Genomic DNA, 24,211 nt, shown 5'->3' with positions numbered 1-24,211 from the left:
GGACACTCAGGGAGCGGACACGGCCACAACCACCTTGCCCGCCGCGCGGCCGGCCGCCAGGTGCCGGATCGCATCCGGCGCCTCGGCGAGCGGGAAGGTGCGGTCGATGGCCGGGGTGATCGCTCCGGAGGCGAGGAGCTCGGCCAGGGCGGCCAGGTCATCCGCGGATTCGGTCGCGAACAGGCCGACGAGCTTCTGGCTCGAGAACATCGACAGGAACGGCGCCCCGAAGCTGCGGCCGGCCAGACCGAACACCCTGCCGCCGCCCTCGCCGCCGACGATGACGAGAGTGCCCTTCGGCGTGAGCAGCCTGCGCGACTCTCGCAGCGACCGCCCGCCCGCGATGTCGATCACGACGTCGAACTCCCCCGTCACCGGCTCGGCCGTGTAGTCGATGACCGCATCCGCACCGAGCGAACGCACGAGCTCGACCTTGCCCGTGCTGCACACGCCCGTGACGTGCGCCCCGACATGCTTCGCGAGCTGCACCGCGAACGAGCCGACCCCACCCCCGGCGCCGACCACCAGCACCCGGATGCCGGCCTCCACACCCTCGACCACGCCCGCAGCGCGCAGCGCCTGCAGGGCCGTGTACCCCGTCATCGACACCGCGGCCGCCTGCACGAACGGCACGCTCTCCGGCTTCGGCACCACCCGCCGCTCGCGCGTCACCGCGAACTCGGCGAAGGATCCGCGCGCCGAACCGAAGACCTCATCGCCCACGCGGAATCGCGTCACAGCCGAGCCGACCTCCTCGACGACGCCCGCCACATCCGACCCTCGCGTCTTCTCCTTCGGGCCGCCGACGCCGAGGAACAGCCGGGCGAACGTCGGCTCCCCCGTCATCGAATGCCAGTCGGCCATGTTGACGCCGGCCGCCTTCACCCGGATGAGCACCTCATCCGCCGCCGGCACCGGCCGCTCCACCTCGCGCAGCTCGAGCACATCGGCCGAGCCGTACGCATCCTGCATGATCGCCTTCACTTGCCTGCCTTTCCCTGCGGAGCCGCGTCGGCATCCGGATACTGAAAAACCTCATCGAGCGGCACCCCGAAGACCGCCGCGATCTGGAATGCGACCTCGAGCGACGGCGAGTACCGCCCCTGCTCGATCGCGATGATCGTCTGTCGCGTCATCCCGACCCGGTCGGCCAGCTCGGCCTGCGTCATCTCGCCGTGCGCGAACCGCAAGGCCCGGATGTCGTTGGTCACCATCGTGGGCTTCACCACGGCTGGAACCCCTTGCGGTACGCCACGATCTTCGCGACCGACGAGAGCACCGCCGAGAGCACGAAACCGAGATAGATGACGTTCGCGATCCAGAAGCGGTCCCAATCGGCGATCGCCATGAGCATCGCCGCGACCGCGCCCGCGATGACGAAGCCCTGGCCCACGTGGTCGCCGAACCGGCCGATCTGCTTGTCGCGGACATCCGGCTTCTGGACGGTGCGCGGGAAGAGGATGCCCAGGATGATCGCGAGGACGATGGATGCCACGATCGAGCCGAGGATCGTCCAGATCATCGGCCAGGCGAACTCGACCTCGACGAGGGGTGCGCCCACGGCGCGACCCAGGATGACCGCGACGTAGACCGTGTAGGCCACGATCGCGAGGACCCCGAACTGCCAGGCGTTGCGTTCTTCGGATGCCATGTGAACTCCTTGTACAAGATTATTGACATGGCCACTGTAAAGAATCTTTTACTTGATGTCAAATAGCTCTGACACGCGAACGCCAACGCGCGGCCGGCGAGTCAGAAGCACCGGCCGCGCGAGTCAGAGAGCTACTGGACAGGCGGAATTGCCTGCGGCGCATCCTTGCCGCCGTAGTGGAACTCGCGCATGCCGCGGCGCACCGCACGCCAGATGATCGAGTACTGGATCCAGATCGCGAGCAGGATGAGCAGGGCGGACACCACGAGGTAGATGACGACGAAGACGATTCCGAGGCCCGCGAGGGCGGCGAAGTTGTCGGGAATATTTGGGTTCATGCCGTCACCCTAGTGAGAAGGCTCGGGGTTGGCCAGCGGGTGTCTATTGCGGCGACTACTCAACCAGCGGAGCGGGCGCGACTGCAGGCGCAGGGTAGATCGCCCCGAGCAGCGTCGTCGCCCATTCGATGAGCGCAGCGTCATCGAGCGTTTCAGAAGGCACAGCCTCGGGCAACGGCAGCATGACCGTGCGTGTCGCGGCGAGATACCGCGATCCCGGATACATCCGCTGCAGCCGCGCCTGGATCGAGTCGGGCAGCTCCGGTCCGACCAGGCGCACCTTGCCGGCGGCGTTCACGAGCTCCGACAGGCCGGCCTTCTGCGCCATCCGCCTGAGCCGCGACACGGCGATCAGGTTCTGCACCTGCTCGGGCGGCGGGCCGTAGCGGTCGGCCAGCTCCTCGAGCACCGCATCCAGCGCATCCGGAGCGGCGGCCGGCCCGCTCGCCGCCGACAGCTTCTGGTACGCCTCGAGCCGCAGCCGCTCGCTCTCCACGTACTCCTCCGGGATGTGCGCATCCACCGGCAGCTCCAGCCGCAACTCGGTCTGGCCCTCGGCGACCTCGCCGCGGAAGTCGTTCACCGCCTCGCCGATCATCCGCAGATACAGGTCGAAGCCGACGCCGGCGATGTGCCCGGACTGCTCCCCGCCGAGCAGGTTTCCCGCACCCCGGATCTCGAGATCCTTCAGCGCGATCTGCATGCCGCCGCCGAGCTCGTTGTTCGCCGCGATCGTCGCGAGCCGGTCGTGGGCGGTCTCGCTGAGCGGCTTGTTCTCGTCGTACAGGAAGTATGCGTACGCGCGCTCCCGCCCGCGCCCGACCCGCCCGCGGATCTGGTGCAGCTGGCTCAACCCGTACTTGTCCGCCCGGTCGATGATGAGCGTGTTCGCGTTCGTGATGTCGATGCCGGTCTCGATGATCGTCGTCGAAACGAGCACGTCGAACTTGCGCTCCCAGAAGTCGACCATGACCTGCTCGAGCACGCCCTCCGGCAGTTGCCCGTGCGCGACCGCGATGCGCGCTTCCGGCACGAGTTCGGCGAGCTGCGAGGCAACCCGGTTGATGCTCTTGACCCGGTTGTGCACGAAGAACACCTGACCCTCGCGCAGCAGTTCGCGCCGGATCGCCGCCGCCACCTGCTTGTCACTGTACGGCCCGACGAAGGTGAGAATCGGATGCCGGTCCTCCGGCGGCGTCGCCAGCGTCGACATCTCGCGGATGCCGGTCACCGCCATCTCGAGCGTGCGCGGGATGGGCGTCGCGCTCATCGCGAGCACGTCGACGTTCGTCTTGAGCTTCTTGAGCGCATCCTTGTGCTCCACGCCGAAGCGCTGCTCCTCGTCGATGATGGCGAGACCCAGATCCTTGAACCGGATGTCGTTGGTGAGCAGGCGGTGCGTGCCGATCACGAGGTCGACCGTGCCATCCGCGAGGCCGGCGATCGTCTCCTTCGCCTCCTTGTCGGTCTGGAACCGGCTGAGCGCCCGCAGGTGGATGGGGAAACCGGCGAAGCGCTCGGAGAAGGTCTCCAGGTGCTGCCGCACGAGCAGCGTCGTCGGCACGAGCATCGCAACCTGCTTGCCGTCCTGGATCGCCTTGAACGCCGCCCGCACCGCGACCTCGGTCTTGCCGTAACCGACATCGCCGGAGAGGAGCCGGTCCATGGGGATGGCGCGCTCCATGTCGGCTTTGACCTCATCGATCGTCGTCAACTGATCGGGCGTCTCGACGAACGGGAACGCCTCCTCGAGCTCGCGCTGCCAGGGCGTGTCGGGACCGAACGCGTGACCGCGGCTCGCCATCCGGGCGCTGTAGAGCTTGACGAGCTCGACCGCGATGTCCCGCACGGCACGGCGCGCCCTGCCCTTGGCCGCGGACCAGTCGCTGCCGCCCATCTTGCTGAGCGCGGGCGCCTCCCCGCCGACGTAGCGGGTGAGCAGGTCGAGCTGGTCGGTCGGCACGTAGAGCTTGTCACCGGGGTAGCCGCGCTTGCTCGGGGCGTACTCGATGAGCAGGTACTCGCGGGAGTTCTTGACCGGATTCCGGCCCCCCGTGCTCACCTCGCGCTGCACGAGCTCGACGAACTTGCCGATGCCGTGCGTCTGGTGCACGACGAAATCGCCGGCCTTGAGCTGCAGCGGGTCGACGACGTTACGGCGCCGGCTCGCGAGCTTCTTCACCTGGCGCGAATCGTAGCCGGCGGAGCGACCGTAGAACTCGGACTCGCTGAACAGGGCGAGCTTCGTCTCGGCCAGTTCGAAGCCGGCCTCCACGGATGCCTTGAGCAGGTAGGCGACGCCGGGTTCGGCGTCCGCGGGGAACGCGTCGACGATGCGGCCGGCGAGGTTGTGCTCGGCGAGCACGGATGCCGCCCGCTCGACGAGGCCGGCGCCCTGGGCGGTGATGACGACGGTCCAGTCGTCCTTGAGGAGGGCTGCGATGTGGTCGACGGCGCCGTCGGGGTTGCCGGCGAAGTTGGGGGCGGGAGCTGCGTCGATGCGCGCGGTGGAGCTCGAAGCGAAAGCCATTTCTGGCTTTCGCGCTCCCCCAGCGCCGACGCCCGTCTCGGGTGTCGGGTCGGGCGTTGGGTCGGGCAGATCGGCGCCGCTGTCGAAACTGCTCAGCGTCCACCAGGTGCGCCGGCCGGCCGCGGTCCGCAGCTCGCTCATCGACAGGAAGTCCCCGGCATCCAGGTCGATGGGCGCCTCCGCCCCCGCCGTCGCCGCATTCCACGCCGCCGCCAGGAACTCGCGGTTCGTCTCCCCCAGGCTCACGGCCCGGCTCGCGACGCGCTCGGGCGAGATCACGGCGACCGCGGCATCCGGCGGCAGGTAGTCGGTCACCGGCACGAGCCGGTCGACGAGCGCCGGCGCGAGCGACTCCATGCCGTCGACCGGGATGCCCTCGGCGACCTTCGCGAGCAGGGTGCTGAGGCTCGGGAACTCGTGCTGCATCTCGGCCGCACGCTGACGCACGGCATCCGTGAGGAGTAGCTCGCGGCTCGGCTGCAGCTCGATCGAGACGAGTTCTTCGTCGAGGGAGCGCTGGTCGGCGACCGAGAACGGCCGCAGCTGCTCCAGCTCGTCGCCGAAGAAGTCGGCCCGCGCCGGATGCTCGTCGGTCGGCGCGAACACGTCGAGGATGCCGCCGCGCACCGCGAACTCGCCGCGCCGGGTGACCATGTCGACGCGGGTGTAGGCGAGGGCGACGAGTTGTTCGGAGAGTTCGGCCAGGTTGTAGCCTCGGCCGCCGACCGTGAGCGTGATCGGCTCGAGCGCGGCGAGGCCGGGGGCAAGCGGCTGGAGTGCGGCGCGCACGCTCGCCACCACGATGATCGGATGCCCGGTGCGCACGCGCAGCGGATCACCGGGCGACGTTGCGCCCTGCGCGGATCCGACATCCTGTGCCTGTTCCGCCTGCCACTCGTGCAGCCGCCGCAGGGCCCGGATGCGCTTGCCGACCGTCTCCGCGCTCGGGCTCAGGCGCTCGTGCGGGAGGGTCTCCCAGGCCGGGAACTCGAGGATCTCGGCATCCGGGACGACGGCGGCGAGGGCATCGCGCAGGGACTCGGAGTCGCGCCCGGTGGCGACGATCGCGAAGAGCGCCTGCGGGCCGGTGCGGGCGTCGAGGAGAGTGGCGAGCAGAGGCGCGCGCAGGCCGTCGACGAGGGAGAAGTCAGTGCTGTTGCGGGCGTTTCGCGCGGCCTCGGAGAACGCGCGGGCGTGCAGAAGCCTGGCACTTAAGCCCTCGAGTATCACCGGACAAGTCTACGTGTGCCGTGGTTTCGATACGTCGCCCGACCGTTCCGGTGGTTGAGCGGTCACCGCGAAGCTTCCCTTTGTGACGCGCGCTACTCAGGCAACGGTGACTTCAGGATGCGGGATCGGGCGAGTGGAACCGCTGCTGGGCTGCGGTGAGCCCGTCGACGGCGATAGCCTCCACGGCATCCGCGGCATCCGAAATCAGCGACGGAAGCGACGTGCGCTCGGTCGAGGAGAAGTCCTTGAGCACGAAGTCGGCCGCATCCTGCCGCCCGGGCGGTCGACCGATACCGACGCGCACGCGGATGAAGTCACCGGTGCCGACCGCCGACACGATGTCCCGGATGCCGTTGTGCCCGCCATGCCCACCGCCGAACTTGAGACGCACCGTGTCGAACGGGATGTCGAGCTCATCGTGCACGACGATGAGTCGCGACGGGTCGAGCGAATAGAACTTGAGCAGGTTCGCGACCGGGCCGCCGGAGACGTTCATGAACGTGTTCGTGCCGGCGAGGATCAGCTTCGGCCCGCCGATCCCGAGGCGCACCTCGGCGACCATCGCGTTCGCCTTGTGGCGCTTGAACTTCGCCGACATCCGGATGCCCAGCTCGGCGACGACCATCTCGCCGACGTTGTGGCGATTCGCGGCGTAGCCGAGCCCGGGATTCCCGAGCCCGACCACAAGCCACGAATCGGTGGTCATGCGTGAAAGCTACTCTGCGGCGGCTTCGGCAGGAGCCTCGTCGGCGGCCTCGCCGGCCTCCGCAGCAGCCTCGCCCTCGACCTCTTCGGCCGCTTCGCCCTCTGTGGGCTCGCCCAGGCTCACTGCGGCAGGAACGATGACGTTCACGAGCAGCAGGTCGGGCTCATCCATGAGGGTCGAACCCTCCGGCAGCACGGCATCCGCAGCGTGAATCTTCGTGCCGTCCTCTGCGCCCTCGATGTCGATGACGATGCGCTCCGGGATGTTCGTGGCATCCGCTTCGACGCGGATCGTGTTGACCTCGAGCATCGCGATGGTGCCGCTGAACGACTCGCCCTCGAGGTGGATCGGGACCTCGACGTGGACCTTCTCGCCCTTCTTGACGATGACCAGGTCGAGGTGCTCGATGATCTGGCGCACGGGGTCCTTCTGCACGTCCTTGACGAGCGCGAGCTGCTTCTTGCCCGCGATGTTGAGGTCGAGGATGGCGTTCGCCTTGCGCAGGAGAAGACCGACCTCGTGTGCGGGAACGCTCACGTGCTGCGGCGCGGTGCCGTGCCCATAGAGGACCGCGGGAATGCGGCCCTCTGCGCGGAGTCGGCGGGCGTAGCCCTTGCCGAAGTTCTCGCGCAGTTCCGCCTTGATGTGGTTGTCGGCGCTCGCGTCCTTGTCGGCCTGCGACTTCTTGCCGGTCGAAACCTTCTTGTCGGTCATGTCTGTCTCCTTCGCAGGCTTTCCGGCCCGCGTGTCTCGTGGTTGTCAACTCGAACGCCTGCGCGTGAGGAAAGACTCTGCGGCCTGCGAAGACCCTGCCTGCTCACCGCGTCGATTACGGATGCTGCGCCCAGCCATCCTGAAACGGCCCGGCCCCAGCGATCCCTCGCCGAAGTTCAATCCCCGAGTTTAGCGCATGCGCGCGGGTGCCGGATGCGGCATCGCCCTCGGACGCCGCCGACTCGCCCTCAGCGCCACCAGTCGTCGAAGGGGGTGACCGGCACGGCGCGTTTGTGGCGGGTGGTGACGTACTTCGCCTCAATCGCGTCTGCGACGGCATCCGGAACCTCACGGCCCTCGAGGTAGTCGTCGATGTGCTGGTAGCTGAGGCCCAGGTTCGCCTCATCGGACTGGCCGGGGGTGTCGTCGAGCAGGTCGGCGGTGGGCTCCTTGAGGTAGAGACGCTCCGGTGCGCCGAGTTCCTCGAGCAGCGCGCGGCCCTGCCGTTTGGTGAGGCCAGAGAGCGGTGTGGTGTCGGCTGCGCCGTCGCCGAATTTCGTGAAGAAGCCGGTGACCGCCTCCGCGGCGTGGTCGGTGCCGACGACCAGCAGCGAACGCTGGCCGGCGATCGCGTACTGGACGATCATGCGTGTGCGCGCCTTGACGTTGCCCTTCGTGAAGTCGGTCATCTCGTCGCCGATCGCGTCGAGGTATTCGGCCTCGAATCCGTCGACCGCACGCTGGATGTTGTAGTCGATCGTGCGCTGCGGCTGGATGAAACGCAGCGCGAGCTGGGCGTCGTCCTCGTCGCGCTGCACGGCGTATGGGAGGCGCACGGCGATGAACTCCGCGGGGATGCCGTCGGCGGCGAGCCGCTCGACCGCGAGCTGGCAGAGGCGGCCGGCGAGCGAGGAGTCCTGCCCCCCACTGATGCCGAGCACGAAGCCCTTCGCATGTGTCGTCTTCGCGTACTCGACCAGGAAGCCGACGCGGGAGTCGATCTCCTCGCGTGGGTCGATCGTCGCCGACACGTTCAGGTCGCGGATGATCTGCTGCTGCAGCGGGCGCATGACACGACCCTACAACGGTGTCAGTCCAGCCGAATCGATGATCGCCCGGGAGGCGTCAAGCGCAATCGCCTCGGGTGTCTGGTCGATCGAGACGGTGACCCCCGGCTCGTCGGCTCCAAGTGGCTCGAGTGTCGCCAGCTGCGAATCGAGCAGTGAGGCCGGCATGAAGTGGCCCTCCCGGTGCGCCAGGCGCTCCTCGAGCAGCTCGCGCGGGCCGTCCAGAAGCACGAAGCGTGTGCGAGGCTCCTCGGCGAGTATCGCCGAGCGGTAGGAGCGCTTGAGCGCGGAACAGGCGATCACGAGGCCGGTGCCGTCGGCATCCGCTCTCGAGAGCACCTGCCCCACTGTGCGCAGCCACGGCCAGCGGTCGTTGTCGTCGAGCGGATGCCCGGCCGCCATCTTGACGAGATTGGTCCGCGGGTGAAGGTCGTCGGCGTCCTCGAACGGGACGCCGAGTTCGCGCGCAAGAATTTCGCCCACGGTCGACTTGCCCGAACCGCTGACGCCCAGGAGGACGACGAGAGGATTCATGTCTGTCTACCAGTCGTGGACGGTGCCGTCGGCAAGACGGTTATAAGGGAGGTAGGCCTGCTCGTACGGGTATTTGCCCGCCTCGTCCTGGTTCAACTCGACGCCGAGGCCCGGGTTGTCGCCCGGATGCAGAAGGCCGTTCTGCCAGGTGTAAGACTGCTCGAACACCTGGTCGGTGCGCTCGGTGTGCTTCATATACTCCTGGATACCGAAGTTGTGGATCGCGAGCCCCAGGTGCATGGCCGCGGCCATTCCCACCGGGGAGATGTCGGTCGGCCCGTGCATTCCAGACTTGACCTGGTACTGCGCGGCGAACTCGAGCACCTTCTTGAGGTGGCTGATACCACCGGTGTGGGTCACAGCGCTGCGCACGTAGTCGATGAGCTGCTCGCGGATGAGCTGCTGGTAGTCCCACACGGTGTTGAAGATCTCGCCGATCGCGAGCGGCGTCGTCGTGTGCTGGCGCACGAGACGCAGTGCCTCCTGGTTCTCGGCCGGCGTGCAGTCCTCGAGCCAGAACAGGTCGTAGGGTTCGAGCGACTTGCCGAGCTGGGCGGCCTGGATCGGCGTCATCCGGTGGTGGCCGTCGTGAAGAAGCGGAATCTCGGGGCCGAACTCGTTGCGCACCGCCTCGAACACCGTCGGGATGTGGCGCAGATAGGCCCGGGTGTCCCAGTCCTCCTCGGCGGGGAACGCCCCGCGCTGGGCGGGCTCGTGGTCGTACCGCTGGCCGTGGTTCGCCGCGAACGTCTCGTTCGAGGCGATTCCATAGATCGCCCTCAGACCCGGGACGCCGGACTGGATGCGGATGGCTCGGTAACCCTCCTCCTGGTGCTTGCGCACGCTGTCGAACAGCTCCGGCAGCGACTTGCCGGAGGCGTGGCCGTACGCGAGCAGGCCGGTGCGGCTCGCGCCGCCCAGCAGCTGGTAGACCGGCATGCCGGCGGCTTTGCCTTTGATGTCCCACAGGGCCATGTCCACTGCGGCGATCGCGGCCATCGTGATCGGGCCGCGGCGCCAGTATGCGCTGCGGTACAGGAACTGCCAGGTGTCCTCGATCCGGTGGGCGTCGCGCCCGATGAGGAGCTGGACGACGTGGTCGCGCAGGTAGCTCACTACGGCGAGCTCGCGCCCATTCACCGTGGCGTCGCCGAGGCCGGTGAGTCCGTCATCCGTCGTCAGCTTGAGCGTGACGAAGTTGCGGTCGGGGCTCGTGACGATGACCTCTGCTTTGGCGATGATCATGGCTGCCTTTCTGTTGACAAGTTCTGTTTTGTACTGGATTGCCGCAGAGCGGTCAGATGGTCATGGCGGAGAACCCGCCGTCGACGGTCACGAGGGCGCCGGTGACGAACCCGGAGGCTCTGGATGCCGCCAGCCACAGCAGTGCACCATCGAGCTCCTCGGGGACACCGAGGCGCTGCAGCGGTGTGTGGCCGATGATGCTGTTGACCCGCTCCCGGGTGAGTACCGCACGATTCTGCTCGGCTGGGAAGAAGCCCGGGATGATCGCGTTCACCCGGATCCGATCGTGGGCGAACTCGCGCGCGAGGTACTGGGTGATGTTGTTGACTCCCGCCTTCGCGACCCCGTAGCCGAGGACGCGGCTGAGCGGCGGGCCGGATGACGCCGACGAGATGTTGATGATCGACGCGCCGAGCGGGCGATTCTGCATGAGCGGCGAGAACACCTGGCAGGCGCGGAAGACCGAACTCAGGTTGACGTCGAGCAGCCGATTCCACTCCTCATCAGTCAGGTCGGCGAATGGCGTCGTGTTGTTGACACCCGGCGCGTTCACGAGAATGTCGAAGCCTCCGGCATCCTGAAGCACTGCCGCGGCACGATCGAAGGATGCGCGATCAGTCACGTCGAGAGACTGGAACGATGCGTTTCCGCCCGCCTTCAGGATCGCGTCGACCACTGCGCCGCCGCGCTCGACGGAGCGCCCGAGCACGACTACCTCCGCGCCGGCCGCAGCGAGACACTCGGAGAATCGCCCACCGAGCACTCCCGTCCCGCCGATCACCGCGGCACGGCTGCCGGTCAGGTCGAAGAGCTCTCCGGGCGTTGAAACGGCGGTCATGACTTCTCCGAGAAGGTTGTGAGGTGGCGGCCGATGTGCGCCTCGAGTTCCGACTCGTAGGCATCGTTGTGAGCAGCAAGCAGTTCGCGGAGGGAGGCGGCGAGGGGCGAAGCGCCCTGTCCGTCTTCCGTCCTCAGGACCGCGCCGTATCCGACGTGCAGGATCTGGCGGCTGTCGAAGGCCGTGACCAGGTCGTGCAGTCTCTCATCCGGAACCTCATGAGGTTCCGGGGTGCGATCGAGGCGGGCGGAGACCTGATAGCTCGCACGGGTTCCCCGGTAGGCATCGCGGCTGACGGCGTAGATGTTCCGGAACAACTCCTGATCGAAGCGCGACGCCACATCGACGGCGACCAGGTAGTTCGTGCCGGACGTCTTGAGATGCACGAGCCGGCCGGTAGCCTGGGCCGCGCCCTCATAGATGCTGAACTTGTCCGACCCAGAGTGCAGGCTGATCTTGTATGGGCCGAAAGCGCGTGCGATGTGCGTGTGGTTCGCGAGGCTCGTGTACAACACCTGCTTGTCACCGATGTAGTCGACGCCCTTCTCGAACGATCCGACATAGCGCGGCGCGAAGCTCACCCACTCCACGCCGAGTCGCTTCAGTTCGGTGGCCATATAGACGTGCTCGGCAAGCGTCGTCACATCATCCGTCTCGTCGACGGAGACCTCGACCTCGACCGGATAGGTCGCACGCTCCATGAGATGACGGTACATCGACACCGTGTAGGCGACTGCCGCACCGTACTTCGCGGCAGCCTGGAAGACATCGACTTCGCTCAGGCGAAGGATGCCGTCGCCGACCTCCATCGTGAAGTCCGCATAGCGCCTGGTCATCGACTCCAGGTCGTCTTCCAGGTCTCCCCAGGGGACGTCCTCAAGCTGCTGCGCTGTGACCGTGCCCTCGATGTGCCGGACGAACTCGCCCGGGTCGAGCGTGAACAGCGTGAATCCCGCGTCGAGGCAGCGGTCAATCTCGGCGGTCGATTTCAGGTGATCGGCGTCGGCCCCAACGGGACCGTCCCAACCCGCCTGAAGGCAGCCGAAGGTCGCGTCATCCAGGACCTGCTGCGGCATGCGCCCAAGCCGATCCATCTCCCGCGCGGATTGCTGCGCGAAGATCGGCACGATGCCGGCGCCGAACTTCTGGAACGCGCGCACCTGACCAGGAGCCGCGAGCCCGAGGCGATCTCCGACTCCGGCCGACGTGCGCAGGCCGATCGGCTGGGGTCGTAGTGATGGCACGTGTGTGCGCACCGCGACGGCGTTCGCTGCCGAGAGAGGGCCATCGAGCACAGAGCCGGTCGCACTCTCCGCGGCTGTCCCTTCGAAATCGGCGAGCGCCGCCGCTGACGGTGCGGACACCCTCAGCCGCCGAGCGTCGCCGATGCCGACGATCGAGAGCTCGAGGTTGCCTTCCGTCATGACCGCACGCGATCGAGAAGCGACGAAGACTCCTGGTCCAGGAAGAGGCGTGCATGCGCCTGCGTCCGCAGGATGGATGCGGGGACCTCCGGCGTCACCGGGCCTTCGAGGGTGGCCTTGACGGCCTTCGCCTTGCGCGCCTCCGGGCATCCGACGAGCACCGCGTCCGGACGCAACAGGGTCGGGATCGTGAGGCTCAGGGCATGGCTCGGCGTGACACTGAGCGAGGCGAAGTGACCCTCCCCCACCTGTTGGTTGCGTGACACCTCATCCATCTCGACGATCTTGATCAGCTCGGTCGCCTCGAAATCGGCGGGCGGATCGTTGAAGGCGAGATGGCCGTTCTCGCCGATCCCCATGACCGTGATCGCCGGGTCGAGGTCCCGGAGAATCGCGGAGTACCGCTCGAGTTCCTCCTCGACGGGCTCGTGGTCTCCCCGGACGCCCTCGAACGCCTTCGGTGAGACGTAGGCGACGATGTTCTCCTTCATCCAGCGACGGAAGCTGGCCGGGTGGTCCTCCGACATGCCGAGGTACTCGTCCATGTGCAGGATCGTGATGCGCGACCACTCGATGTCGTCGCGCTCGCGAACCGCTGTGGCGAAACTCAACTGAGAGTTCCCGGTCGCGAGGATGACAGCGATCTCCGGCTTCTCCCGCAGTGCGGCGCGCGCCGCGACCGCGAAGGCTTCGGCCACCTCCCTGCCGAGCTCATCGTTCGAGTCGGCGATCGTGACCGCGAGCTTGTCGTAGTTCAGGTTTTCCATGGTGGAGTTCCTTTCGAGAAACAATTAGAGGGGAAGTTCTGGGGATGAGTGAGATCAGTCGTCGCTGTTGTCCTTGATCTGGGTAACCATCTGGGTCGGGCTCACATAGCGCAGCGCGATCACCAGGATCACCAGGGTTGTGAGCATGTAGATGACCGCCATGGCGCTGATCGCCTGTGATGGCCGGATGCCGGAGGCGAACACCGCGTAGTACAACGAGACGACGAGCGTCTGGGTGCCGGGTCCCGCAGTGAGGAATGTCAACTCGAAAAGGGCGACCGTCTGAACGAGCACGAGCAGTGCCGCCGCCAGCAGGCCCGGAATCACGAGCGGGCCGAGGATGCGCGTGAAGATCTGCCAGGTCTTCGCTCCGCACATCCTCGCAGCCGCCTCGATCTTCGGATCGATCTGCTCGATGAACGGCGTCATCACGAGCACGACGAACGGAACGGCGGGAACCAGGTTGGCCAGGATCACACCGTTCAGCGTTCCTCCAAGATGCAACTTGTACAGGAGTGTTGCGAGCGGGATACCGTAGGTGATCGGAGGCACCATGATCGGCAGCAGGAAGGAAAGCATCAGGGCCTTCTTGCCGGGGAACTCCCGCCGGGCGAGCACGTAGGCCGCTGGCGCACCGATGATGAGTGAGACAACGACGACCGTGACGGCGACCTGCATGGTGACAATCAGCGTGTCAGCGAGCTGGAAGTCCTGCCACGCCGTCTGGTAATACTTCGTCGTCCATCCGGAAGGCAGCCAGGTATCGAACCATTCGGTGGCGAACGAGTTCGCCAGTACCGACGCGATGACACCGAAGAGGTTGAGGAAGAAGAAGATCGCGGCGACCCACACGAGCCAGCGAAACGGCGACTTACGTCGTTCGCCCTTCTGGCGCTCTGCGCGACGTTCGCGCACGACAAGCTGTGTCATCTTCTACCCTTTTCCGCCGGCCGAACTACCGCGATACAACCGTGAACGCCACAGGAGGACAAGTGCCACGACGAGCAACTCAACGACCGCAGTGATGACCGAGATTGTCGAGGCGAGCGGGAAGTCGTACTTCTGAAATGCGGTCTGGGCTGCGGCGACGGAGAGAACATGGGAATCCCCCGCAGGATTTCCCAACATTACTGCTGACGGAAAAACGGAGAACGCGAGAACAAAGGTGAGGCAGAACGTGATGGCCAGACCCGGAGCGAGAAGCGGGAGGGTGACCCGATAGAACTGCTGCCACCGGCCAGCGCCCAGTGTGCTCGCAGCCTCTTCCATTTTGGGGTTGATGCCGGAGATATAAGAAAGGGTCAGGAGGAAAGCGAACGGGAACCCGGTGATAATGAGCGAGATGATGACGCCCCAGATGTTGTGGGTGAGCCGTACCGGCTCCTGAATCAGTCCGATCCCCATCAATATCCTGTTGAACCAGCCTTGCGGGCCCAGGTAGGTCAGAAGCCCTTCGGCGACAAGAACGGTACCCAAGCTGATCGGGATGATCAGGATGGTGTTGATCGCGCGCTTCCCACGCACCTTCCCACGCATGACAAGTGCGAGTGGGATTGATGCGAGCACATTGATCAAAGCAGCGGGCAAGGCGATCCGGAAGGTGTTGCCTATCGTGTCGAACAGGTAAGCATCGGTGAAGAACTCGATGTAGTTCCCAAAGAACCCGCTGTCATCATTCGGCTGGAACGACAGCACAACGCCGAAGATCGCGGGGTAGATGAACAGCGCTACGACAAACAGGAAACCCGGAACGGCCAGCCAGATGATCCGGTCCAGGCCCCGTTCGGCTAGCCGGTGCCGAAGCGAAACCCGAGAGAGGGCTCGTGCGTGATCCGATTCGGCAGCGGCGCGTGACGCGGTGGGTAGTGAAGGCACTTATACCGCCTCGTGCTCCGGTACCGGCGCCGCTGGCGTCGACTTCTTTGTTGCCGGGTACACCATCAGTCGTTCTGGACTGATACCGATACTGATCGACTGATCCACGATCAATCGCTCCGGAGTTCGCAGGAACAGTGCCGCACCTGATGTCGCAACAGCCTGCACCTCGAAGTCGCGCCCCTGATATTCAATCGAGGTGACTACCGCGGAGAACTGGTTACCCCCGCTTTGCCCAACCACCAGATCATCCGGGCGCATGGCAACGGTCACGGGACCGTCCAGCACGCTTTCGTCGTTCCGGACCGCGGTGAGCTCGATCCCGTCTCCGCGCAGAAGGAGGTGGTCGGCGCCGTCGACACCGTGCGCGGTCATCGAGAGCAGGTTCCGATACCCCATGAAGTCCGCGACGAAACTGTTGATCGGCCGCAGGTATACCTCCTCAGGTGTACCGATTTGTTGAACCCGCCCGTCGCTCAGCACAACGAGTCGGTCGGCAAGCGAGAGAGCCTCCTCCTGGTCATGAGTGACGTAGATGGTAGTCAGTCCGAGCTCCTGATGGAGTCGTCGCACCTCGGCGCGCATCTCATGCCTGAGCTTCGCGTCCAGGTTTGACAATGGCTCATCCATGAGGACGACGGGCGGCTCAACGACCACCGCCCTCGCGATGGCCACGCGCTGCTGTTGCCCACCGGATAGTTGTCCCGGTTGTTTGTCGGCGTGCGCTGAAAGTTGCACTAGTGCGAGGGCGGCATCTACTCGGCGGGTGATTTCCGCCCTGGGCACCTTGCGCATCTTGAGGCCGAAGGCGATGTTTCCACGCACGGTCAGGTGCGGGAATAGTGCGTAGTTCTGAAAGACCATTCCGAAACCCCGTTGCTCGGGGGCCAGGTGATCCACTCTGCGATCATCGAGGCTGATCGTCCCCGCCGTAAGCGGAAGCAGTCCGGCGATGCAGTTCAGAGCCGTCGACTTGCCACTGCCAGATGGACCCAGCAGTGCGACGAACTCGCCACGCTTCACCGTGAGTGTCAGGTCGGCGAGTGCCGCGGACTTGCCAAAGGCCCGCGACACCCCCTCCAACCTGAGTTCGGAGAAATCATCCGAATTCAACGGATTGGTCACTACTCCTTGATCATCCCGGCACCGATTTCACGGTCCCACTTGTCAAACATGGCGCCCATCGCGGTGTTCGACAGCGGCAGCACGGTGGGGTAGGAGTCGATCAGGTCAGCATACTTTTCGCGACCGAACTCATTGATGACGTTCTGGCTCTCCTGCGGTGCCATATCAAGCGTTACACCTTCGACTGCCGGTCCCGGGTACATATAGCCCGTATCGTAGGCCTTCGCCTGCTGCTCCGGGGTCAGCATCCACTGGATGAGGTCCAGAACTACCGCGAGCTTGTCCTTCGAGATCCCCTTCGGAATGACGATGTAGTTCGAGTCGATGATCCAGGAGGTGTTCTCCAGGGCAGAAACCTCAGCCTCCTTCTGAACTGTCCCGATGGCCCGGGCGTTGATGTCCCATCCCGCCGAACTCGCAATGATGCTGCGCGTTCCGTTTGCGAGCTCCTTCATCGTGGCAGTTGTCCCTGAGGGGTAATACTCGATGTATTGGCCGAGTTCCTTGAGGTACGCCCAGGTCTTATCCCAGCCATTGATCGGATCGCTCGGGTCTGAATCACCGAGAATGTATGGCAGTCCCTGTACGAATGCCCGCCCGGGACCTGAGTTCGCAGGTCGGGCGTACATGAACTGTCCTGGGTTAGCTTTCGCCCACTCAAGCAGTCCCGCCGCGGTTGTCGGAACATCGGTCACGGTGCTGGGCAGGAACTCCAGCAACGGGCCTGGATTGCCGAAGTCGTTGACGATCGCATAGCCTTCGCCAAGGTCCAGCATCTTCTTCGCGTCCGGCAGATAAGTGGCCACGCTGTCGCCAAGCTGCTTGTTGTAGTCAGGTAGCAGCTTCAACCACGAGCCCTGAGCAATCCCCGCACCAAGTGCGTCATTGCCGGTCAGGACAATGTCGATTTGCGAGACACCAGCTGCCTGCTGCGCCTGGAGCTTTCCTGCGATTTCCGTGGCGTCACCGGTGTCGAAATTAACCTTGGCCAGGCGATCTGGATGGGACTTCATGTAGGCCTCGATCATCGGCTGTGCGATGACAACGTCCCCGGAAACGTCAACGAGGTTGAGCGTGACTGGCGAGCTCGGCAGCTTGAGATCACTGGCATCCGGAGCCTTGGCTGGACCGTCACCACCAATACATCCGGCAAGACTTACCACCAGGAGGGCACCCAGCCCACCGGCGACCAATTTGGTGCTGTTCAACTTCATTGTGCTCTCCTCATCGAGACAGATGATCCGGCGATTGCGGGATGCGGAAACCTCAGCCGGTTTCCGTGTCGGCGTACTGTCGCCGCCTTCGCGGGTCCGGGCTTCTGTTTCTTTAATTGAAAGCCTAGCTCTAAAAAGCATACTTTTACAAACAACTTTTCCCAGCTGCGTTCGGCGATTTTGACCTAGATTAGCCTTGCTGTCTAAGAAATGAGACTAAAAAGACATCTTTTCTACAAAAGTGTTACTCATAAGGATGATGATTCTAAAACCCCATATCGGCGCGCGGTCCGAAGGTCAGGTGAGGAACAGAACAATGGCGGCTACTACAGCGACCACAACGAGAATCGCACGCAGGATCGACGCAGGCAACTTACGGCCAATCCGGGAGCCGATCCAGCCGCCGATTGCGGACCCCACCCCGACGAGGATAGCGATCTGCCAGTCGACGATGCCCATCGCGATGAAGAGTACTGCCGAGATCACATTGGCCACTCCGGCGAGAACGTTCTTGGCACCATTCGCCCGGTTGAGGTCCGTCGACCACAGAATGCCGAGCAGCGCGAGCAGGACGACACCCTGCGCTGCACCGAAGTACCCGCCATAGATACCCGTGAGGAAGACACCGAGAATCAGTCCGAAGGTGAGCGGGCGTGTGGCCTGCACGGCCTCCTCAGCGGACCGACGCCGAACAAAGGCGGCGACTCGAGGCTGGATCGCCGCGAGGACGGCGGCGATCAGCAGGAGGAATGGAACGATCACCGAGAAGTTGTCAGCGGGGAGAAGCAAGAGCGCCGCGCCACCGGCCAGACCTCCGACCCCCGACAGCGTCGCCATCCTGATCACGCTGGGCCACTGACCACGCAGCTCCCGGCGATAGCCATAAGCGCCGGAGATCGAGGCCGGTACAAGTCCGACCGTGTTCGACACGTTCGCGGTCACCGGCGGGATGCCGAGCGCGAGAAGCACTGGGAACGTGATGAGCGTTCCTGCCCCCGCCACAACATTGATGATGCCGGCAGCGACTCCTGCAGAAACGATGATGAATCCGTCGAGCAGGGTCACCATTGGCCGGCCAGAGCCACCGCACTCAGATTCAGCTGGTCATCGAAAAGGGCGAAGTCTGCATGGAACCCCGGCGCAATGCGTCCGACATCCACCAGACGGGCCGCCTTCGCGGGAATCGAGGTGGCCATGGCAACTAGATCGGCGACACCGACGCCGAGTGCCCCGACGATCGGCAGCATCTCGGAGATCAGGGTCGTGCTGCCGGCGAATGCTGTCCGGTCGAGGGTCACTCCTACACCGTTCTCGACAATGTACTCGGCATCACCCATGCGGTAACGGCTGCCATCCGCCATCCCGGCACCGGGCGTCGAGTCGGAGACGAGGCACAGCCGGCCGACGAGGCAGCGGATCGCGAGTTTCATGAGCGTGTCCGGCAGGTGCTTGCCGTCTCCGATCATCTCGACCGTGAGGTCGTCCGAGGCCAGCGTGGCCTCCAGCATGCCGGGCTTGCGCCATGGTCCGACACGGATCGTGGTCGACTGACCGCTGAAGATGTGGATGACATGGCTCAGCCCGGCACGCTGGCAGGCCAGGAGATCCTCATCGCGCCCGTCGCTGTGGCCGGCAGCGGCGACGATGTCGAGTGAGACGAGCCGCTCCGTCAGTTCGACCGCGCCCGGGAGTTCCGGCGCGAAGCTGATCATGCGGATCACATCCGAATGGTCCAGAAGCTGCTCGATCGAACCATCATCCGGGGACCGCAGTGCAGCGGGATCCTGCGCCCCACGCTGCTCCCCCGAAAAATACGGACCCTCGAGGTGGACACCTGGAATTCGTGGAAGACCATCGCCGCCGCGCACCGATTCGACGGACTCAAGAGACCGCACCAAACTGTCGATCGGCGCCGAAGCGAGTGTCGGAAGCAACGTGGTCACTCCTGCTTGCAGATAGGCGGAGAGCGCTTCACGATTCGCCTCGGCGGACCCCTCATTGAAGCCACGGCCGCCGGCACCGTGCGTATGGACATCGATCAGACCCGCGGTCAAGAGCCCAGCGCCCAGGTCGCGCCGGATCACGCCAGAGGGAAGCTCGGCGATCGGCACGACAGCTTCGATACGTCCATTTCGCACCAGGACGGAATGATCTACCAGCACCGTGTCATCCACAACGATGTCGGGTCCTACAAGCGCCTCGCGTACTTCAGCCATTGACCTGCTCCTTCACATTCGTCCATCTTTTATTGAGGCACGATCACCGCTTACTCGGCGGTGTAGACAAGCTCCCCGCGCGCCACCGTGTTTGTGATCGCCAGCTCGCCGACTGCGGAATCCTCGTCCCAACGGTAGGTCACTAGGTCTGCCGGTCCACCGACGCGAAGTGTTCCCACCCCGCTCTCATCGAGCCCGAACAGTTCCGCGGGGTGCAGAGTTGCGAGGTCGATGGCCTCACCCAGCGGCAAGATGCCGAAATTCGCGACGTTCTGCAACCCTCTGCGCAGCGTCAGCGCCGAACCGGCAAGGATGTCGGTCGTGGTCGCGAGGTGCAGCATCCCACTGGGTTCGAGCACGACGTCCTTCCCGTGGTGGGTGCTGTAACGACCCGCGGGCATTTGCGCGAGGTAGGAAGCATCACTCGTGAGGATGGCCTTCCGCCCCTTCGCCCGGATCATCACCTTGAGGGTCGTCGGTGGCAGATGGAAGCCATCCGGGATGAGGCCGGCCCATTGCCTATCCTCCGCCAGCTGGGCCCAAATGTAGTTGGGGTGGCGCTTGATAAGGGGATGCGCCCCGTTGCCGAGGTGGGTTGCCATCGTCGCCCCGGCGTCGACAGCCGCCTTGACGTCCTCAACGGATGCCGCGCTGTGTCCGATCGCGGCGACCACTCCACTGGCGCACAGCTTCTCGATGAAGTCGATGGCGCCTGGCCGCTCCGGGGCAAGGGTGACCTTCCTGATCCTGCCCTTCGCCGCAACCTGCCAGTCGAGGAACTCGTTCCAGTCCGGCGGCCGTACCCAGGCGACATTATGGGCGCCCCGCGGTCCGTCCTCGGGGGAGATGAACGGCCCCTCGATGTGGATGCCGATGATCGAGTAGTCGACGAGGTCATCCGCGTCGCAGGCCTCGACGATGGCGCTGACGCTAGCGATGATGCTCTCGTGGGGCGCCGTCACGATCGTCGGACAGAATCTCGTGACCCCCTCCCGATGCAATGCCGCAAGCGTGCCGTGGACGTTCTCGGGATATGGCATACCCCCGTTGAGGTTGAACCCGCCCATCCCATTGACCTGGACATCGATGAGCCCTGGGGCGATCCACTGGTCTGTGCTGATTGCTGTCGGGGCGATAGCGGTGACGATGCCGTCTTCCGTAGTGACGGTAACGGTTTCACCGGTCGACCAGTGCTTTCCGATCCATTCCTGCGGCATGGGGGCTTTCCTCGCTTCTCTTCGGGCTTCTCCGGGTTCGCGCCGCGAACTCCGGAAGGACCCTGCGTGTCGTTCGACACCCGGCATGACGACCATGCCGCAGGGCCCTTCCAGAGCTGTTTCCGCTACGTCAACCGAGCGTTACTTCGCGTCCTTGTTCGCCTTGTCGATCAGGGACTCGAGGTCTCCGATGAACTTGTCAAGGTCGACCTTCCCGGTCAGGTAGTCCTGCAGCATCTGCTTACCCGTGACCTGGATCTCTGGGAGATCCCGGTACATCGGGGCCGGCTGCGAGATCTTGACGAGGTCGTACATCGCGGTCTTCCACGGTGCGTCGATCTTGTCGAAGTGCTCCTGGATCACTGGGAGCTTTCCCCACTCGAGGCCCACGGCGACCTGAACATCGGACATCATGCCCTCCTGGATGAACTTCATGGCCAGGTTCTGGTTCTTCGACGCCGTCGGCATGATGATCCCCGCAGTGAAGCCGTATGAGCCGTTCTCCATGGAGCCGGGCATCGCGAGCACAACCGAGTTGTCCACACCGATGGTCGGTGCAGCCTCCGGAACGTGTGCGGCGGTCTCGAGCACCATCGGGATGTTTCCGGCGTTGAAGTTACTCCGCCCGGCATCCTTGTTGGCGAAGGTATCGATCGAGAACACGCCCTCGTCGACGCCCTTCTTCCAGATCTTGAGCACCTCGCGCATTTCCGGAGTGTCGAAGGTCAGCGTCTTCTTGTCGCTCTTGTAGAAGCTACCGCGCACCGCCTGCTCGACGGCGATCATGGTGCTCATCGCGTTCGGGCCCCACTGGATGGTCATACCCGGCATGGTGACCGTGCTTCCACTCTTCACCGTCATGGCCTTGGCCATGTCGTAGAGCTCGTTCCAGTCCTTGGGAGCCGGGATATCGCCGTTCGCGTCGAGCAGGCCAGCCTTCTCGAAGTAGGTCTTGTTCGCGCTGATGTTGTAGGTCTCGAGTCCAATCGGGATCGCGAACTGCACGCCGTCAAGCGAGTCGAACGCAAGGGTCTCGCCGATGAACTTGTCCTTCGCCGTCGGGCCTTCGAAGAACTTTGTCTTGTTGAAGTCCACGATCAGATCCTTCGCGAGGAACTGAACGGCCACTGAGGCTCCGTCGACGACGACGAGGTCCTGGCTCGACTTGCCTTGACTCCACTGCAGCGCGAAGTTGGAAAGTGCCTGGTTGTCCGGGTATTCGACGACGGTGACGGTCTTTCCGGGGTTCGCTTCCTCGAACTTCTTGACCATGTCCGCCATGTGGAACTTCTGGACCATCCAGGCCTGAGCGGCGACGGTGATCTCGTTGGACTCCGGGGCCGCGTCGCCTGTGTCACCTCCTCCGGTTGCCGAACAGCCGGCCAGCGCCATTGCTGCTATGGACGCTGTCGCCATGAGCGACATGACATTGCGTTGCCTTTTCATGTGGTGCACCTTTCTTGGTTGAGCTTGGTTTTCCGGTATGAGACTGTTCTGCGTAGGAAGCGCATTAACCCTTGACTGCGCCCTGCGCGACTCCCGAGACAATGTGCTTCTGGAAGATGATGAAGATGATGATCGGTGGCAACATCGCCAACACGATGACCGCAGCGAGGACGCCGTACTGCCACACCTCGCCCTTGAGTAGGGTGAGTCCCACGGACAGCGGCATCGCCGAAGGGTCCATGGTGAGGGCCTTCGCCATGGTGTACTCGCCCCAGATGGCGTAGCTCGCCATGATCACAACGAGAACCATGCCGTTCCTCGCCATCGGCAGCATCACGGTCCACCAGCGACGGAATACGCCGGCGCCATCCATCGTGGCCGACTCCTCGATCTCCTTGGGGATGGCCATAAACGATGCCCGCATAATGAGGATTGCGAACGGTAGCTCGACAGCAACGTTGGGCAGGATCAACCCGAGGTTGGTATCGAGCAACCCGAACTCGTTCTCCATGAGGAACATCGGAACGAGGAAGATCACCAGCGGAACCGTGAGCGTCGCAACGATCACCAGAAGCACGAAGTTCGTGCCCTTGAACGGGAGCTTCGCAAACCCGTAACCGGCCAGCGAGCTCAGCAGCACAGTGAGGACGACCCCGCCGACGGTGATGACGACACTGTTCTTGAAGTAGTCGATGAACCCTTTGCTGGTCGCTGCGAGATAGTTCTCGAACGTCCACTCCTTCGGAAGGATGCTCTGCGGAACCTGGAAGATCTCGCCGGCCGGCTTGAACGAGTTGAACAGGATGTAGATCAGTGGCGCGAGGAACAGGATGGCCAGAACGACCAGCACCACGTTCATCCACACCCTCGAGAACAGAGAAGCCCTTACCATGTCACATCACTCCCCCTACGCATCCTTGCCTGCCCGGATTCTCCCGATGAAGAAGTTCAACACCACGAGGATGAGGATGATCAGCCCGAGAATGTAGCCCATGGCGGAGGCGTACCCCATGTCGAAGTACGTGAACGCGGTCAGGTAGACCTGTTGGTAGACCACGAGTGTGCTCGTGCCCGGCCCACCGTCGGTCATCACCATCGGTTCCACGAATACCTTCAAGGCATGGATGATCGTCCAGGTCCCGGTCAGAATGTACGTCTCGCGAAGACTCGGAAGAACGATGAAGAAGATCTTCTTCAACCCCCGGGCACCATCCATCTCTGCGGCTTCCAGCGTGTCCGGCGAGATGCCCTGGAGCCCGGCGAGGAAGAGGATCGTGACAAAACCAATGCTCGCCCAGGCAGAGAGCACGATGATGGACCCCATGGCCGTCGTGCCGTTGCTGAGCCACGGCTGCGTGAGGAAGTGCAGGCCGAGAACATCGCCGAGGAAGTAGTTCAGCAATCCGTAGTTGGGCTGGAGTATCCAGAGGAACACGAGCGCGGCGAGCGACAGCGGGACGACGATGGGGACAAAGATCGCACTCCGGTAGAAGGAGTTGAACCGCACCTTCTGGAACAGCAGTAGGGCGATCGCGAGCGACGCGACCATCACGATCACGAAATAAAAGATCCCAAACACGAAGGTGTTGCTGAGGGCAGTCATGAACTGCGTGTCCTGGAACGCCGCGAAGTAGTTGTCGAGCCCGATGAACTTCGGGGTGTCGTCGTAGACGAAGTTGTACTCGGTGAGACTCATGTACCCGGAGGACACCAGAGGGTAAAGCATGAAGACGAAAATGAACAGGAAAGCCGGGAGGATGAACAACACTCCGACGGGGAATTTCCGCTTTCCGCGACGGGCTCCCCCGCTGGGGCCCTCCGGCTCCGGAGTCTGCACGGCTTTCGCCGTGCGGATGGAGCTCGTCGTGGTGACCATCAGTACTTAACCCCACTGCATGACAACAGGACCTGGCATGCGTCAGGCCATGATGCTGGTGTGAAGCGCACGAGATTCCTCCTTGAATTTCGCTAAAGTCCTGGCGAGACGGGTACGCCGGCCTCCGCCGGTGCTGTGCTCCCTAATCTGCGACTCTAAACGAAAAGAGCATATTTTTACAAGTCTTGGAGGTAAGCG

The 24,211-nt window shown here is 64.2% G+C and carries 23 protein-coding genes; all 23 read right to left on the bottom strand.

Annotation, left to right across the window (positions count from 1 at the left end; genetic code table 11):
- Positions 1-6 precede the first annotated feature (6 nt).
- A complete protein-coding gene (locus tag BKA04_RS09970) occupies positions 7-984 on the bottom strand; it encodes an NAD(P)-dependent alcohol dehydrogenase (RefSeq protein WP_104096273.1) in 978 nt (325 codons plus the stop codon).
- Complete coding sequence (locus BKA04_RS09965) at positions 981-1,229, bottom strand: helix-turn-helix transcriptional regulator (RefSeq protein WP_104096272.1); 249 nt, start codon at positions 1,227-1,229, stop codon at positions 981-983. Before BKA04_RS09965 ends, BKA04_RS09970 begins: the two co-directional genes overlap by 4 nt.
- Positions 1,223-1,651, bottom strand: a complete 429-nt coding sequence (locus tag BKA04_RS09960) for a hypothetical protein (RefSeq protein ID WP_104096271.1) — start codon at positions 1,649-1,651, stop codon at positions 1,223-1,225. Before BKA04_RS09960 ends, BKA04_RS09965 begins: the two co-directional genes overlap by 7 nt.
- A 131-nt stretch (positions 1,652-1,782) precedes the next feature.
- Positions 1,783-1,989 carry a hypothetical protein gene (locus tag BKA04_RS09955; protein WP_104096270.1) on the bottom strand — a complete coding sequence of 69 codons (207 nt, stop codon included), beginning with the start codon at positions 1,987-1,989 and terminating at the stop codon, positions 1,783-1,785.
- Positions 1,990-2,044: 55 nt separating this feature from the next.
- Positions 2,045-5,749, bottom strand: coding sequence for a transcription-repair coupling factor (gene mfd / locus BKA04_RS09950; RefSeq protein ID WP_104096269.1), 3,705 nt, complete (start codon positions 5,747-5,749; stop codon positions 2,045-2,047).
- A gap of 112 nt (positions 5,750-5,861) precedes the next feature.
- A complete protein-coding gene (pth, locus tag BKA04_RS09945; protein WP_104096268.1) occupies positions 5,862-6,455 on the bottom strand; it encodes an aminoacyl-tRNA hydrolase in 594 nt (197 codons plus the stop codon).
- A gap of 9 nt (positions 6,456-6,464) precedes the next feature.
- Positions 6,465-7,169 (bottom strand): 50S ribosomal protein L25/general stress protein Ctc, encoded by a 705-nt coding sequence (locus BKA04_RS09940; protein WP_104096267.1) that lies wholly within the window; start codon positions 7,167-7,169, stop codon positions 6,465-6,467.
- 248 nt (positions 7,170-7,417) lie between these two features.
- Positions 7,418-8,239, bottom strand: a complete 822-nt coding sequence (gene nadE / locus BKA04_RS09935; RefSeq protein ID WP_104096266.1) for an ammonia-dependent NAD(+) synthetase — start codon at positions 8,237-8,239, stop codon at positions 7,418-7,420.
- Between the two features lie 9 nt (positions 8,240-8,248).
- Positions 8,249-8,770 carry a gluconokinase gene (locus BKA04_RS09930; protein WP_104096265.1) on the bottom strand — a complete coding sequence of 174 codons (522 nt, stop codon included), beginning with the start codon at positions 8,768-8,770 and terminating at the stop codon, positions 8,249-8,251.
- Between the two features lie 6 nt (positions 8,771-8,776).
- The gene (gene manD / locus BKA04_RS09925; protein ID WP_104096264.1) at positions 8,777-10,015 is read right to left on the bottom strand and encodes a D-mannonate dehydratase ManD; all 1,239 of its coding nucleotides are present in this window, start codon (positions 10,013-10,015) and stop codon (positions 8,777-8,779) included.
- A 52-nt stretch (positions 10,016-10,067) separates the two neighbouring features.
- Positions 10,068-10,853 carry an SDR family oxidoreductase gene (locus BKA04_RS09920; RefSeq protein WP_104096263.1) on the bottom strand — a complete coding sequence of 262 codons (786 nt, stop codon included), beginning with the start codon at positions 10,851-10,853 and terminating at the stop codon, positions 10,068-10,070.
- Positions 10,850-12,277 (bottom strand): tagaturonate epimerase family protein, encoded by a 1,428-nt coding sequence (locus tag BKA04_RS09915; protein WP_104096262.1) that lies wholly within the window; start codon positions 12,275-12,277, stop codon positions 10,850-10,852. The genes BKA04_RS09920 and BKA04_RS09915 overlap by 4 nt, the downstream gene beginning before the upstream one ends.
- Positions 12,274-13,044: a 6-phosphogluconolactonase gene (locus BKA04_RS09910; protein ID WP_104096261.1), complete on the bottom strand. Its 771-nt coding sequence runs from the start codon at positions 13,042-13,044 to the stop codon at positions 12,274-12,276. The genes BKA04_RS09915 and BKA04_RS09910 overlap by 4 nt, the downstream gene beginning before the upstream one ends.
- A gap of 54 nt (positions 13,045-13,098) precedes the next feature.
- Entirely contained in the window at positions 13,099-13,974 is an 876-nt protein-coding gene (locus BKA04_RS09905; protein WP_104096260.1) for an ABC transporter permease, read from the bottom strand.
- Positions 13,975-13,977: 3 nt separating this feature from the next.
- Positions 13,978-14,919, bottom strand: a complete 942-nt coding sequence (locus tag BKA04_RS09900; RefSeq protein WP_104096259.1) for an ABC transporter permease — start codon at positions 14,917-14,919, stop codon at positions 13,978-13,980.
- Entirely contained in the window at positions 14,920-16,044 is a 1,125-nt protein-coding gene (locus tag BKA04_RS09895) for an ABC transporter ATP-binding protein (RefSeq protein WP_232842027.1), read from the bottom strand.
- The gene (locus BKA04_RS09890) at positions 16,044-17,258 is read right to left on the bottom strand and encodes an ABC transporter substrate-binding protein (protein ID WP_198413321.1); all 1,215 of its coding nucleotides are present in this window, start codon (positions 17,256-17,258) and stop codon (positions 16,044-16,046) included. Before BKA04_RS09890 ends, BKA04_RS09895 begins: the two co-directional genes overlap by 1 nt.
- A gap of 297 nt (positions 17,259-17,555) precedes the next feature.
- Positions 17,556-18,323 (bottom strand): sulfite exporter TauE/SafE family protein, encoded by a 768-nt coding sequence (locus tag BKA04_RS09885; protein ID WP_104096741.1) that lies wholly within the window; start codon positions 18,321-18,323, stop codon positions 17,556-17,558.
- Positions 18,320-19,474 carry an N-acetylglucosamine-6-phosphate deacetylase gene (locus BKA04_RS09880; RefSeq protein WP_104096258.1) on the bottom strand — a complete coding sequence of 385 codons (1,155 nt, stop codon included), beginning with the start codon at positions 19,472-19,474 and terminating at the stop codon, positions 18,320-18,322. The genes BKA04_RS09885 and BKA04_RS09880 overlap by 4 nt, the downstream gene beginning before the upstream one ends.
- Positions 19,475-19,524: 50 nt before the next feature.
- Positions 19,525-20,691 (bottom strand): N-acetylglucosamine-6-phosphate deacetylase, encoded by a 1,167-nt coding sequence (locus BKA04_RS09875; protein ID WP_167309725.1) that lies wholly within the window; start codon positions 20,689-20,691, stop codon positions 19,525-19,527.
- Between the two features lie 141 nt (positions 20,692-20,832).
- A complete protein-coding gene (locus tag BKA04_RS09870; RefSeq protein WP_104096256.1) occupies positions 20,833-22,137 on the bottom strand; it encodes an ABC transporter substrate-binding protein in 1,305 nt (434 codons plus the stop codon).
- 64 nt (positions 22,138-22,201) lie between these two features.
- A complete protein-coding gene (locus tag BKA04_RS09865; protein WP_104096255.1) occupies positions 22,202-22,996 on the bottom strand; it encodes a carbohydrate ABC transporter permease in 795 nt (264 codons plus the stop codon).
- A 48-nt stretch (positions 22,997-23,044) separates the two neighbouring features.
- The gene (locus tag BKA04_RS09860) at positions 23,045-24,013 is read right to left on the bottom strand and encodes a carbohydrate ABC transporter permease (RefSeq protein WP_104096254.1); all 969 of its coding nucleotides are present in this window, start codon (positions 24,011-24,013) and stop codon (positions 23,045-23,047) included.
- Positions 24,014-24,211 lie beyond the last annotated feature (198 nt).

This window comes from Terrimesophilobacter mesophilus (assembly GCF_014200375.1).
Lineage (GTDB): Bacteria > Actinomycetota > Actinomycetes > Actinomycetales > Microbacteriaceae > Terrimesophilobacter > Terrimesophilobacter mesophilus.
This window is presented reverse-complemented; position numbering and strand designations above follow the sequence as displayed.